General features: G+C 68.9%; 13 protein-coding genes. 8 read left to right on the top strand and 5 right to left on the bottom strand.

Annotated elements, in window-relative coordinates; genetic code table 11:
- Window positions 1-73 precede the first annotated feature (73 nt).
- From kynA to purL, 7 genes are read left to right on the top strand one after another with little or no spacing between them, the layout of a single operon-like run.
- Window positions 74-934 (top strand): tryptophan 2,3-dioxygenase, encoded by an 861-nt coding sequence (kynA, locus tag ACFVV0_RS16595; protein WP_387065485.1) that lies wholly within the window; start codon window positions 74-76, stop codon window positions 932-934.
- Window positions 931-1989 (top strand): amidohydrolase family protein, encoded by a 1059-nt coding sequence (locus ACFVV0_RS16590; RefSeq protein ID WP_387065483.1) that lies wholly within the window; start codon window positions 931-933, stop codon window positions 1987-1989. The genes kynA and ACFVV0_RS16590 overlap by 4 nt, the downstream gene beginning before the upstream one ends.
- Complete coding sequence (locus ACFVV0_RS16585) at window positions 1986-3230, top strand: kynureninase (RefSeq protein WP_387065481.1); 1245 nt, start codon at window positions 1986-1988, stop codon at window positions 3228-3230. The genes ACFVV0_RS16590 and ACFVV0_RS16585 overlap by 4 nt, the downstream gene beginning before the upstream one ends.
- Window positions 3227-4186 carry a PaaX family transcriptional regulator C-terminal domain-containing protein gene (locus tag ACFVV0_RS16580; protein ID WP_387065479.1) on the top strand — a complete coding sequence of 320 codons (960 nt, stop codon included), beginning with the start codon at window positions 3227-3229 and terminating at the stop codon, window positions 4184-4186. Before ACFVV0_RS16585 ends, ACFVV0_RS16580 begins: the two co-directional genes overlap by 4 nt.
- Before the next feature lie 13 nt (window positions 4187-4199).
- Window positions 4200-4460: a phosphoribosylformylglycinamidine synthase subunit PurS gene (purS, locus tag ACFVV0_RS16575; protein WP_387065476.1), complete on the top strand. Its 261-nt coding sequence runs from the start codon at window positions 4200-4202 to the stop codon at window positions 4458-4460.
- Complete coding sequence (gene purQ / locus ACFVV0_RS16570) at window positions 4460-5158, top strand: phosphoribosylformylglycinamidine synthase subunit PurQ (RefSeq protein ID WP_387065474.1); 699 nt, start codon at window positions 4460-4462, stop codon at window positions 5156-5158. The genes purS and purQ overlap by 1 nt, the downstream gene beginning before the upstream one ends.
- Before the next feature lie 31 nt (window positions 5159-5189).
- Window positions 5190-7517 carry a phosphoribosylformylglycinamidine synthase subunit PurL gene (purL, locus tag ACFVV0_RS16565; RefSeq protein WP_387065472.1) on the top strand — a complete coding sequence of 776 codons (2328 nt, stop codon included), beginning with the start codon at window positions 5190-5192 and terminating at the stop codon, window positions 7515-7517.
- A 102-nt stretch (window positions 7518-7619) separates the two neighbouring features.
- Here the strand turns inward: purL and ACFVV0_RS16560 are convergent, their stop codons facing one another.
- Window positions 7620-8399: a hypothetical protein gene (locus tag ACFVV0_RS16560; RefSeq protein WP_387065470.1), complete on the bottom strand. Its 780-nt coding sequence runs from the start codon at window positions 8397-8399 to the stop codon at window positions 7620-7622.
- Window positions 8396-9316: a DMT family transporter gene (locus tag ACFVV0_RS16555; protein WP_387065468.1), complete on the bottom strand. Its 921-nt coding sequence runs from the start codon at window positions 9314-9316 to the stop codon at window positions 8396-8398. Before ACFVV0_RS16555 ends, ACFVV0_RS16560 begins: the two co-directional genes overlap by 4 nt.
- An 86-nt stretch (window positions 9317-9402) precedes the next feature.
- Here ACFVV0_RS16555 and ACFVV0_RS16550 point away from each other — a divergent pair, with 86 nt between their 5' ends.
- A complete protein-coding gene (locus ACFVV0_RS16550; protein WP_387065466.1) occupies window positions 9403-10896 on the top strand; it encodes a glycosyltransferase in 1494 nt (497 codons plus the stop codon).
- A 31-nt stretch (window positions 10897-10927) separates the two neighbouring features.
- Here the strand turns inward: ACFVV0_RS16550 and ACFVV0_RS16545 are convergent, their stop codons facing one another.
- From ACFVV0_RS16545 to ACFVV0_RS16535, 3 genes are all read right to left on the bottom strand, one after another.
- Complete coding sequence (locus ACFVV0_RS16545; protein WP_387065464.1) at window positions 10928-11347, bottom strand: organic hydroperoxide resistance protein; 420 nt, start codon at window positions 11345-11347, stop codon at window positions 10928-10930.
- Window positions 11348-11425: 78 nt separating this feature from the next.
- Window positions 11426-12349 (bottom strand): SDR family NAD(P)-dependent oxidoreductase, encoded by a 924-nt coding sequence (locus ACFVV0_RS16540; protein ID WP_387065462.1) that lies wholly within the window; start codon window positions 12347-12349, stop codon window positions 11426-11428.
- On the bottom strand, window positions 12346-12663 hold the full coding sequence (locus ACFVV0_RS16535; protein ID WP_387065460.1) for a chorismate mutase: 318 nt from the start codon (window positions 12661-12663) through the stop codon (window positions 12346-12348). The genes ACFVV0_RS16540 and ACFVV0_RS16535 overlap by 4 nt, the downstream gene beginning before the upstream one ends.
- Window positions 12664-12677 lie beyond the last annotated feature (14 nt).

Below are 12677 nucleotides of genomic sequence, written 5' to 3'. Positions count from 1 at the left end.
GTTACACCTCGATGAACGGGATGCGGCAGGTGCGCGCATTGCACTTCTGTGACGGTCGGCGCAGAATTGCAGCATGACCGTCGACGACAACACGCGCGCGTTCGATCCCGACATCGTGACCGACTTCCGGGAGCGGATGTCGTACGGGTCGTACCTCGACCTCGACACACTGCTCTCCGCCCAGAATCCCGTGAGCGTGCCGGAGCATCACGACGAGCTGCTGTTCATCATCCAGCACCAGACGACGGAGCTGTGGCTGAAGCTGGTGCTGCACGAACTCGAATCGGCGCGGGACCTGCTGAGGGCGGACGACCTTCCTCCGGCCCTCAAGCGGATCGCACGGGTGAAGCACATCCAGCGGACTCTCACCGAGCAGTGGTCGGTGCTCGCCACGCTCACGCCCACCGAGTACGCCGAGTTCCGTGGCTTTCTCGGCAACTCGTCGGGCTTCCAGTCGTACCAGTACCGTGCCGTCGAATTCGTGCTCGGCAACAAGAACCGCCGCATGCTCACCGTCTTCGAGAACGATCCCGCGGCTCATGCACTGCTCGCCGAGCTGCTGGACCAGCCGAGCATCTACGACGAGTTCCTGCGCTACCTCCATCGAGCGGGCTTCGCGATTCCGGCTTCCGTACTCGAACGGGACATCACCGAAGCCTGGACGTTCACGCCCGAGCTCGTCCCGGTGTTCCGTGACATCTACGAGCACGCCGCAGAGCACTGGAGCGAGTACGAAGCGTGCGAGGAGCTCGTCGATCTGGAGGACAACTTTCAGCTGTGGCGCTTCCGCCACCTGAAGACCGTGCAGCGAACGATCGGCATGAAGTCCGGCACCGGCGGATCGACCGGGGTCTCCTTTCTGCAGAAGGCGCTCGAGCTCACCTTCTTCCCCGAGCTGTTCGCCGTGCGCACCGAGATCGGCGCGCCGCGGTGACCGAGCGGGAAGCCGCGGATGCACGCCAGGCCGCAGCACCCACCATCGGCTTCGACGCGTTCTGGGACGGCAGACGATTCCAGGGACACACGGTGTTCGCCGTGGAGAACGGGATGCTCCACCCGACCGGCGACCAGCGCGCCGACCACGAAGCCGGCGGCACCCTCATCCCCCGCCTCACCGACCACCACGTGCACCTGGGTCTCACCGACCCGGCCGACCTCTTCGCGAACGGCATCACCGACGTCGTCGACCTGGGCTGGATCCCCGAGGTCGCGTCGCGCTGGCTCGACGCGCATCCGGGCCACCCGGCGGTGCAGATCGCCGGAGCCCTGATCACCGCGCCCGGCGGATACCCGAAGAACGCCGGATGGGGACCGCCCGGTTCTACGGCCGAGGTGGCGGATGCGGCCGAGGCGGCCGAGGCGGCGCAGAAGCAGCTCGTGGTGGGAGCCTCTCGCATCAAAGTGACCCTGAACACCGATGCCGGCCCGACGGTGGACGACTCGACCCTCGCCGCGATCGTGGAGGAGGCCCACGCCGCAGGCGTTCCGGTCACCGTGCACGCACAGGGAGCCGGTCAGGTCGCGCGCGCGCTGGAGGCCGGCGCCGACCAGCTGGCACACGCGCCGTTCTCCGAACGCGTCGACGACGACACCCTCCAGCGAGCGGTCGATGCCGGGATGAGCTGGGTCTCGACCCTCGACATCCACGGCTGGGGCAGACCGACACCAGCCCTCGCGATCGCGATCGACAACGTGAGGCGGTTCGCGGCCGCGGGCGGACGCATCCTGTACGGCACCGACCTCGGCAACGGCCCACTCCCGGTCGGGGTGAACGAGCGCGAACTCGGTCGCCTCGTCGCCGCCGGGCTCGACGGAGCACAGCTGCTCCAGTCCATCGCGGGCAACGCCCGCACCCCCGGCCCACGCTTCGCCTGGCTCCCCACACCACCGCCTGCGAGTTGGCATCTCGACGACCTCAGCGCGCTGCCCGCCTGGCTGGCGACGGCGCGCGGCCACACGACCACGACCATTCTTGGAGCCTCCGCATGACATCCACGACGACCGACCACCTCGCGGCAGCGCGCGCTCTCGACGCCACCGACCCGCTCGCCGCCTTCCGCACGCGGTTCGCCGGCATCGACGACGGCTCCAGCGACATCGTCGCCTACCTCGACGGCAACTCGCTGGGCAGGCCGACGCGGGCGAGCCTCGACCGGATCGGCCGCTTTCTGGTCGAGGGCTGGGGCGGCCGGCTGATCCGCGGCTGGGACGAGGAGTGGATGGAGCTCCCCTTCACCATCGGCGACGCGCTCGGCGCGAACGTGCTCGGGGCAGCGCCCGGCCAGACGTTCGTGGGCGACTCGACCACGGTCACCCTGTACAAGCTGGCCCGGGCGGCGGCGGATGCCCGGCCCGGCCGCTCCGAGATCGTGCTCGACACCGACAACTTCCCCACCGACCGCTACGTGCTCGACGGAATCGCGCGGGAGCGCGGCCTGACGCTGCGCTGGATCGAGGCCGACACCTCCGCCGGCGTCACACCCGAGCAGGTCGAGGCGGTCGTCGGACCGCAGACCGCGCTGGTCGTGCTCAGCCACGTCGCCTACCGGTCCGGCTATCTCGCCGATGTGCCCGCGATCACGCGGATCGCCCACGCATCCGGAGCCCTGGTGCTCTGGGACCTGTGCCACTCGGCCGGATCGGTGCCCGTCGACCTGGACGCCTGGGGGGTCGACCTGGCCGCCGGATGCACGTACAAGTACCTCAACGGAGGCCCCGGCTCCCCCGCCTTCGGCTACGTGCGTGCTGGTCTCCAGAACACTCTGGCCCAGCCGATCCAGGGCTGGATGGGCGCCGACGACGTGTTCGCGATGGGTCCGGAGTACCGCCCGGCCGCGGGCATCCGGCGCTTCATCAGCGGCACTCCGCCGATCGTCGGGATGCTCGCGATGCAGGACACGATCGCCATGATCGCCGAGTGCGGGATGCCTGCGGTGCGCGCCAAGTCGGTCGCCCTGACCGAATTCGCGATCACCGTCGCCGAGGATCTGCTGAGCCCGTTCGGCCTCACTCTCGCGTCACCCCGGGAGTCGGAGCGCCGCGGCGGCCACGTGACGTTGAACCATCCGGCGATGCGACAGGTCACGGCGGCGCTCTGGCAGCGCGACGTCATCCCCGACTACCGCGACCCGAACGGCCTGCGCCTCGGACTGTCTCCGCTCAGCACCAGCTTCGAGGAGACATACCGGGGTGTCGCGGCCGTGCGCGACGCCCTCGACGAGCTCCCGTGACTACTGCCCCCGCGAGTCGCGGCGAATCGACCCTCCCTGCTCCCGCGAGCATCGATCTGCCGCGACTCGACGCGCTCGAAGACCTCGAAGCGCGCTCCGGCAGCTCGGCCGCCCTGCTGCGGACCATCGTCGGCAGCGTCCTCCGCCCCCTCGGCGGGTGGATGTCGTCGGCCCGCGCCGTCGAGCTTCTGGCCGCCCTCGACATCCCGGGTTCGACCGCGCGGTCGGCGCTCACCAGGCTCTGCGCGCGGGGGGTGCTCGCGCGCGAGGTGCGCCGTGGGGCAGCCGGATACGGGCTCACGGCCGCTGCGATCCCCATGCTCGAGCGCGGAGACCTCCGGATCTTCGCCGACCGCACCCCTGCACCCGACGACTCCTGGTGCCTCGTCTCCTACTCGATTCCGGAGAGCCACCGCTCGCGCCGCCACCGTCTGCGCCGGCGTCTGGAGAGCCTCGGCTGCGGCACGGTCTCCGACGGTCTCTGGATCGCACCCTCCCGGCTCGCCGGCGACCTTCGCGACGCCACCAGCGCCCTCGCGGCGCCGGGCGAAGCGACACTGTTCACGGAGGTGCGCCCCGACACCGCCGAGCTCCCCGTGCTCGTGGCCGGCTGGTACGACCTCGACCGGATGCGCGCCGCCCACAACACCTTCCTCGCCCATTTCGGCGACGCCGCCGACCCCGCGACCGACCGCGAAGCGTTCGCCCGCTGGATGCGTGCGCTCGACGAGTGGCGTGTGATCCCGTACCTCGACCCGGGCCTCCCCGCGGCCGCGCTTCCGTCGGACTGGCCAGGAGCACGCTCGGCGGCATTGTTCGACGTGCTGCTCGCGACACTCGCCCCTCGAGCGCTCGCCCACGCGCGCCTGGCGGCGGCCTCCCGCACGTCTGCCGAGCACCCGGCGGACACCCGGCCTGGACCCGGTAGAATCGACAGCATCCCCGACCCTGTGTGAAGCGGAGTGCGCGTTGCCAACGATCGTTGTAGAAGTCATGCCGAAAGCCGAGCTGCTCGACCCGCAGGGCAAGGCCGTCGCCGGCGCCCTCGCGCGCACAGGCAAGGGCGGGTTCACCGCGGTCCGTGTCGGCAAGCGGTTCGAGTTGACCGTAGACGGCCCGATCGACGATGCCACCCGCGCCGCCGTCGAGGAGATCGCGAACGACATCCTGTCGAACTCGGTGATCGAAGACGTGGTCGGCATCCACTACCCCACCGAGGTGCACGCCTGATGCGCATCGGCGTCGTCACCTTCCCGGGCTCGCTCGACGATCGCGACGCGCTGCGCGCCATCCGGCTGGCCGGCGCCGAGCCCGTCGCCCTCTGGCACGGCGAGCACGATCTCCAGGGTGTGGATGCGCTGGTCCTGCCCGGCGGCTTCAGCTACGGCGACTACCTCCGCTGCGGCGCGATCGCCAGCCTCTCCCCGATCATGACCGAGGTCGTCGACGCCGCAGGCAAGGGGATGCCCGTGCTCGGCATCTGCAACGGATTCCAGATGCTCGCCGAGGCCCACCTCGTGTCGGGCGGCCTGATCCGCAACGACCACGGCAACTTCATCCGCCGCGATCAGCACCTGCGCGTCGAGAACGTCGACACCCCCTGGACCAGCGGCTTCGAGCCCGGCCAGGAGATCGTCATCCCGCTCAAAAACGGCGAGGGCGGGTTCATCGCCTCCGCCGAGGAGCTGAACCGTCTCGAGGGGGAGGGCCTGGTCGCGTTCCGCTACGAGGGCGTCAACCCGAACGGTTCGCTCAACGACATCGCCGGCGTGCGCAATGAGCGCGGAAACGTCGTCGGCCTCATGCCGCACCCCGAGCACGCGGTCGAGCCGGGCTTCGGCCCCGACACCAAGGCCGCGATGCGCTCCGGCACCGACGGCCTCACCTTCTTCACCTCGGTGCTGCGTTCCACGCTGCTCCCGGCCTAGCCCCCATTCACACATCTTGGAGAACGTCCGCGTGACCGAAGCATCCCCCGCCGCGACCGCCCACGTCGTCGACACGGTCGCCAACGCGACCGCGACGCCCGAGAAGGAGCAGCCGTTCGCGGCGCTCGGTCTCAAAGAGGACGAGTACGCGAGCATCCGCGAGATCCTGGGCCGCCGGCCCACCAGCGGCGAGCTGGCGATGTACTCGGTGATGTGGTCGGAGCACTGCTCGTACAAGTCGTCCAAGATGTACCTGCGCCAGTTCGGGCAGAAGGTCACGCCCGCCATGAAGAAGAACCTCATGGTCGGCATCGGCGAGAACGCCGGCGTGGTGGATGTCGGCGAGGGCTGGGCGGTCACGTTCAAGGTCGAGTCGCACAACCACCCGAGCTACATCGAGCCGTTCCAGGGCGCCGCGACCGGTGTCGGCGGTATCGTGCGCGACATCATCTCGATGGGCGCGCGTCCCGTGGCCGTCATGGATCAGCTGCGTTTCGGCGCCATCGATCACCCCGACACGGCGCGTGTCGTACACGGGGTCGTCTCCGGCATCTCGTTCTACGGCAACTGCCTCGGACTCCCGAACATCGGCGGCGAGACCTACTTCGACCCGATCTATCAGGGCAATCCGCTGGTCAACGCCCTCTCGGTCGGGGTGCTGCGCCACGAAGACCTTCACCTCGCGAACGCGTCGGGCCTCGGCAACAAGGTCGTCCTGTTCGGCGCGCGCACTGGAGGCGACGGGATCGGCGGCGCGAGCATCCTCGCTTCCGACACGTTCTCAGCCGGCGGCCCGACCAAGCGCCCGGCCGTGCAGGTCGGCGACCCCTTTGCCGAGAAGGTGCTCATCGAGTGCTGTCTCGAGCTCTTCCGCGACAAGCTCGTCGAGGGCATCCAGGATCTCGGCGCGGCCGGCATCTCGTGCGCCACCTCAGAGCTTGCCTCCAACGGAGATGGTGGCATGTTCATCGAGCTCGACAAGGTGCTGCTGCGCGACCCGAGCCTCACGGCCGAGGAGATCCTCATGTCGGAGAGTCAGGAGCGGATGATGGCGGTCGTCAAGCCCGAACTGCTCGACGCCTTCCTCGCGGTCACCGCCAAATGGGACGTCGAGACGAGCGTCCTCGGCGAAGTCACCGACACGGGCCGCCTCATCATCGACTGGCACGGCGAAGAGATCGTGAACGTCGAGCCGCGCACTGTCGCCGTCGACGGTCCCGTCTACGAGCGTCCCGTCGCCTACCCGGCGTGGATCGACGCACTCCAGGCCGACAGCGCCTCCCGCCTCGCGCGTCCGACCACCGGCGACGAGCTGCGCGAGCAGTTCCTCGCCCTGCTGGGCAGCGCCAACCTGGCCGACAAGGGCTGGATCACCGACCAGTACGACTACTTCGTCGGCGGCAACACGGCTCTGTCATTCCCGGATGACGCCGGCATGATCCGTGTCGACGAAGAGAGCGGCCTCGGTTTCGCGATCGCCACCGACGCCAACGGCCGCTACTGCCAGCTCGACCCGAAGCAGGGCGCCAAGCTCGCTCTCGCCGAGGCGTACCGCAACGTCGCCTCGACCGGAGCCGTTCCGGCGGCGGTCACCGACTGCCTCAACTTCGGCAGCCCGGAGAACCCCGAGGTCATGTGGCAGTTCTCCCAGGCCGTCGAGGGGCTGTCGGATGCGTGTCTCGAGCTCGAGATCCCGGTAACCGGCGGCAACGTCTCCTTCTACAACCAGACGGGCTCGACCCCGATCTTCCCCACGCCTGTGGTCGGCGTTCTCGGCGTGATCGACGACGTCGCCCGGCGTATCCCGAGCGGCTGGCAGGACGAGGGCGACAACATCTACCTCCTCGGCGTCACGCGCGAAGAGCTCGACGGCTCCGCCTGGGCGGGCACGGTGCACGGTCACCTCGGCGGCCTCCCGCCCACGGTCGACCTCGGCCGCGAGCGCGATCTCGCCGAGCTGCTGCGCGCCGGGTCGCTCGAGAGCCTCATCGCCTCGGCGCACGATCTCGCCGACGGCGGCCTCGCGCAGGCCCTCGCCGAGAGCGTGCTCCGGTTCGGCGTCGGCGCGCGTGTCTGGCTCACCGAGATCATGGAGCGCGACGGCGTGGATGCCGCGACCGCCCTGTTCAGCGAGTCGACCGGCCGCGTGCTCGTGTCGGTTCCCCGCGAGGACGACGTGAAGTTCCGCGGGCTCTGCGAGGGCCGCGACTTCCCCGTGCTGCGGATCGGCGTCACCGACGCCGAGGTCGGCGCTCAGCCCGTGCTCGAAGTTCAGGACCAGTTCACCGTCGGCCTCGAGGAGCTGCGCAACACGCACCGCTCGACCCTGCCGGAGCACTTCGGACCGGTCGTCGCGTAAACCTCCCCGTTGCGACGGAAGAATCGACCCCACCGGCCCGATTCGTCCGTCGCGAAGGAGGATCCGGCGGCGTGTCGCCCGATTCCTCCGACGCCGACGCCGCTAATCGGCTGACTCGACCACGGCGTTCACAGCGTCGACGGGGTCCAGCGGGGCATCCGTTCCCGCCCACTCCGTCGCCTGATTCGTCCTCGTGTTCATCACCGTGACGAAGAGGTTGCCCGAGACCGCCTGAACCACCGTGTTGACCGCTGCCACCGTCGCGCCGTCGAGGGCGAACGTCATCGTCTGTACGACTCCGACGGTCGAGTCCGCCGTCGTCGACGTCGCGACCTTCTTCATGGTCATGTCCGCCGTGGTCTTCTTACCGGCCAGGTCGAAATCGATCGTGAGGTGCGGGCACTCGCTGAGCATCGTGTCGAGCGGCTCGATCCACGACGACTTCTGCGCCGGCGACAGCGGCTCTCCGTCGTTGGCGGCGACCGTGATCGAGCTGGAGCCTGCGGTCAGCTGCGCCGCGATCGTGTCCTTCGGGGTTCCGGCCGACAGCGCATCCCGGATCAGCGTTCCGCACGACGCCGACGAAAAGGTGACGCCCGGGTCGCCGAGCAACCGGCCGAGGCCCTCGGCTCCGCCGAGTTCGCGCGCCGCGTCCTTGAGCTCCGCATCGCCGACGAGCTGGCCCGTCACCCCCAGCTTCACGGATGCGCGATCCAGCAGCCGCGACAGGTCCGCTGCCGAATAGGTCGCTCCGACTGAAGCGTCAGCGGCTGCCGACGTCGCCTCGCCCGCTCGGTGCACACTTGCCGTGGCCGTGCATCCGGAGACCGCGACGATGGCCGCGGCGAACAACGCGACGAGGAGGAACGGCCGGCCCCTCACCGAGCGATCCGCTCGGCGACCGCGCGCTCGTGCGGCCTGCGAGTGAGCAGCCGCACCCGCCGCTGGGTGAGCAGGATGCCCGCCAGCACGATCAGCGCCCCGACCGGCTCGTTCCACGACAGCGTCTCGTGCAGGATGAGGATGCCCAGCGCCACGCCGACCACGGGCGTCACATACGTCACGCCCGACGTCGCCGTCGGACCCCACGCGCGCAGCACATTCATGTTCCAGATGTAGACGACGCCGGTGCCGAGCGCGCCGAGCGCGAGCAGGCTGAGGAGCACCGGCCAGCTGAAGGTGATCGGCCCCACGGCGAGCACCGGCGTGAGCAGGATCATGATCACTGCCGCGACGCCGATGTTCATGACCGCGATGGTGGTCGCAGGCATCTGGCGGTGGCTGATGAACTTGCGGATGTAGCCGAAGCTGAATCCGTAGCAGGTGACCGCCCCGAGACAGGCGAGCTGGCCCCAGAGGCTTCCCGAGAGCGCCGCGACCTGCCAGGGCCCGACCACGACGATCACCCCGACCACGCCGATCGCGACGCCGAGCACCTGGTCGCGGTTCAGCTTCTCGACACGGAAGGCGAGCGTGACGAGAATCGCCGTGGTGATCGGCGTCACCGCGTTGTAGATGCTCGCGAGACTCGACGACACGTACTGCTCCGCCCACGCGAACAGCAGATACGGGATGACGCAGTACGTGATCGCGACCACGACGAAATGAAGCCAGACGATCGGCTCCTTGGGGAGCCGGCTGCGCGTGATCAGCGCGATGATGCCGAGTGTGATCGCGCCGAACACCAGGCGCGCCCAGACCACCTGTCCGAAGTTGACGCCCTCGAGGCCCACCTTCATGAACAGGAAGCTGGCGCCCCAGACGAGACCCATGGCGATGAACTGCAGTGCGACCTTCACAAGGTGACGCTATCGGTGCCGCCCGACATCCGCTCGCGTGTTTCGGACACTTGGTATCGTGGCGGAAGGCATAAGGGGGTTCGCGCATGGACGTGCTGACGGTTCTCAGCTGGACTCTCGTGATCGTGTGCCTGGTTCTGGCGCTGAGCGGGCTGGTCCCCGTGATCTCGGCGGCGGCCACTTTCGTCGCGATCCCGTTCCACGCGTTCATCAATCACTACGGCGAGGCGAAGCCCTACCTGCCCAGGGTGGCCATCGTGGTGCCCGCGTGGAACGAGGGTGCGGTGATCGGCGCATCCATCGACCGGCTGATGATGCTCGACTACCCGCGAGAGGCCCTGCGCATCTACGTCGTCGACGACGCGAGCACCGACTCCACTCCGGATGTGGTGCGCGCGAAGGCGGCGCTCTATCCGGGCAACGTCATGCTGCTGCGCCGCGACAAGGGCGGCGAGGGCAAGGCCCACACGCTGAACCACGGCATCCGGGAGATCCTCAAGGACGACTGGATGGAGGCCCTTCTGATCATGGACGCCGACGTCATCTACACCCCCACCTCACTGCGCCGGATGACGCGTCACCTCGCGGATCCTCGCGTGGGCGCGGTCTCCGCGTACATCCGCGAGGGGAGCCAGGACCGCAACTACCTCACGAAGTTCATCGGCGTCGAGTACGTGCTCTCGCAGCCGGCGGCTCGCCGCGCTCAGAACGTGCTGGGCGCACAGGCCTGTCTCGCGGGCGGCGCCCAGCTGCACACCCGCGAGAATCTGATCGCGATCGGCGGCCGGATCGACACGTCATCGCTCGCCGAAGACACCATCACGACGTTCGAGACCCAGCTGACCGGCAGGAAGGTGGTCTTCGAGCCGCTGGCGATCGTGCTCGCCGAGGAGCCTCGCACGGTCGTGGCTCTGTGGAAGCAGCGCCTCCGCTGGGCACGCGGCAACGTGACGGTGACCGCCCGCTACCGCAAGGTGTGGTTCCACCCGACGCGGGTGCACCACCTCGGCGCCTGGACGTTCGGCATCGCCTGGTTCAGCCTGTGGCTGCTGCCGCTGATCATGATCGTGTCGTCGATCGGCTTGGCCGCGCTGCTCTTCCTGCAGCCGCCGATCGCAACGACCGCCTTCCGCTTCCTCTGGATCTCCGCCGCCCTGGCCTACATCTTCATCCTGACCCTGGGGTCGTTGACGGATGCGCGCACCAGCCGACGGGCGTGGGTGGCGGTGCTCCTCTTCCCCGGCATCGTCAACATGATCGTGATGCTCGTCGCCCTGTTCCCGCCGCTGCTGCTCATGTGGCTGCCCCAGGCGTTCGGGGTCACGCTCAGCGAGAACACGCTCTTCGTGCTCACGCTGTGCATCTACATCTGGATCCCGTTCTCGATGGTCGTCGCCTGGCTGGCACGCGCGGTCGAGCCCACCTGGGCGGGTCGCTGGCTGACACCCACCCTGATCTTCCTGGCCGGGTACGGGTCGCTGCTCTGCGCGATCACGTTCGACTCGTACCTCAAAGAGCTCAGCCACGCCGAGGCGCGCTGGGACAAGACCGAGAAGGTCGGCCGCGTCGCGACCAGCTAGCGCAGGCAGCGTCGCCGCCCGGCGTCGACCCCTACTCGACGACGGTCAGCTTGACCGGGATGTTCCCACGGGTCGCGTTCGAGTACGGGCAGACGTGGTGCGCGGCTTCGATCAGCTCGTCGGCCTGGTCACGGCCTACGCGCGGGATGTACACGTCCAGTTCGACGGCGAGACCGTATCCGCCCTCGCCGTTCGGGCCGATGCCGACGCTCGCGGAGACCCCTGCGTCGGTCGTGTCCATCTTCTCTTTGCGGCCGACGGCGTGGATCGCGCTCAGGAAGCAGGCCGCGAATCCTGCAGCGAACAGCTCCTCGGGGTTCGTTCCCTCTCCGGAACCGCCCATCTCCTTGGGCGGGCGGGTGTCGAGGTCGAGACGGTCGTCTTCGCTGCGGACGTGACCGTCCCGTCCCCCACCAGAAGCGTGTGCAATTGCGGTGTAAGCGATATCCATGTACATAGCCCATACCCGTGATCTGAACGGCGCCTGGGAGCATCCGGTGACGCTCTGGTGTATAGCCTTCGAAGCGTTTCAGCCCAATTCGAAGCGCTGGCCCGAGTACTCCTCGAGCAGAGGCCAGAGCCGCGCTCCGACGCGCGGGCTGCGACTCGTGCGCGTCGCCCGGTCGAGGAAGGGCCGCCCTTTCGTCGCAAGGCGGGGACCGTAGAACTGGCCGCTCTGCGCATCCGGGTCGAGGGATGCCCGAACCGGCGACCACGCGCCGTGATCCTTTCCCTGCGTCCAGGCGGCTTGCAGGTTGTCCACGAAGCGCTTCGCGTGGGAGGGCTGGTTGACACCGCGGATGCCCGGGGTGCGTCCGGAGGTCGAGTATCCCGGATGCACGACCAGACTGGAGACGCCGCTGCCCGCCGCGCGCAGCCGTCGGTGCAGTTCGAACCCGAAGGTCTGCATGGCGATCTTCGACTGCGCGTAGGCCTTCCACGAGGTGTAGTCGTCCACGAGCTGGAGGTCGTCGAGGGGAAAGCGCGCCAGCAGCGTGGCGAGCGACCCGAGCGAGACCACGCGGGCGCCCGCAGTGCGCTCGAGCACGGGCATGGTGAGCGCCGTGAGCGCGAAGTGACCGAGCACGTTGGTGGAGAGCACGAGCTCGTTGCCGTACGCATCCGTCGCCCGTTGGTTGGGTGCGTGCACGATGCCCGCGTTGAGCAGGAGGACGTCGAGGTGTTCGCGCTCCGCCAGGGCGGCTGCTGCGGCGGCGACCGAGGACCGGTCGGCGACGTCGAGGGGCATCGCTTCGACGCTCGCCCCGGGCACGCGGCGCCGGATGGCCGAGACGGCGGCCTCTGCGCGCTCCGGGTCACGGCAGGCGAGGATCACGTGCGCCCCGGCGCGCGCGAACTGCTCGCTGGAGAAATAGCCGATGCCGGCGTTGGCTCCGGTGACCGCGATCGTCTTGCCCACGGCGTGGGGCAGGGCTTCGGGATCCCAGGTCACCGCGTGCTCTCGGTGGCGATCCGCTCGTGGTGGTGGATGACCTCCGCGATGATGAACGTGAGGAACTTCTCGGCGAACGCGGGGTCGAGGTGGCTCTCCTCGGCGAGGGCACGCAGGCGCTGGATCTGCTCCTTCTCGCGTTCCGGATCGGCGGGCGGCAGGCCGTACTCGGCCTTCAGCGTCCCGACCTGCTGCGTGAACTTGAAGCGCTCTGCGAGCAGGTGGACGAGCGCGGCGTCGATGTTGTCGATGCTCTGCCGGATGCTGCCGAGCCGCTCGATCGCCTTGGCCTCTTCGTTTGCGTCATCACCCATGCCTTCGACCCTAT

Source organism: Leifsonia sp. NPDC058230 (assembly GCF_042882245.1).
Classification (GTDB): domain Bacteria; phylum Actinomycetota; class Actinomycetes; order Actinomycetales; family Microbacteriaceae; genus Leifsonia.
Note: the sequence above shows the minus strand (reverse complement) of the source record. Positions and strands in the feature narration are given on the sequence as shown.

What these genes read in the sequence shown, in the direction of transcription:
- ACFVV0_RS16550 (WP_387065466.1), top strand. Translation starts at nt 9,403, where the DNA reads ATGGACGTGCTGACGGTTCTCAGCTGGACTCTCGTGATCGTGTGCCTG.
- kynA (WP_387065485.1), top strand. Translation starts at nt 74, where the DNA reads ATGACCGTCGACGACAACACGCGCGCGTTCGATCCCGACATCGTGACC.
- ACFVV0_RS16535 (WP_387065460.1), bottom strand. Translation starts at nt 12,663, where the DNA reads ATGGGTGATGACGCAAACGAAGAGGCCAAGGCGATCGAGCGGCTCGGC.
- purQ (WP_387065474.1), top strand. Translation starts at nt 4,460, where the DNA reads ATGCGCATCGGCGTCGTCACCTTCCCGGGCTCGCTCGACGATCGCGAC.
- ACFVV0_RS16545 (WP_387065464.1), bottom strand. Translation starts at nt 11,347, where the DNA reads ATGGATATCGCTTACACCGCAATTGCACACGCTTCTGGTGGGGGACGG.
- ACFVV0_RS16585 (WP_387065481.1), top strand. Translation starts at nt 1,986, where the DNA reads ATGACATCCACGACGACCGACCACCTCGCGGCAGCGCGCGCTCTCGAC.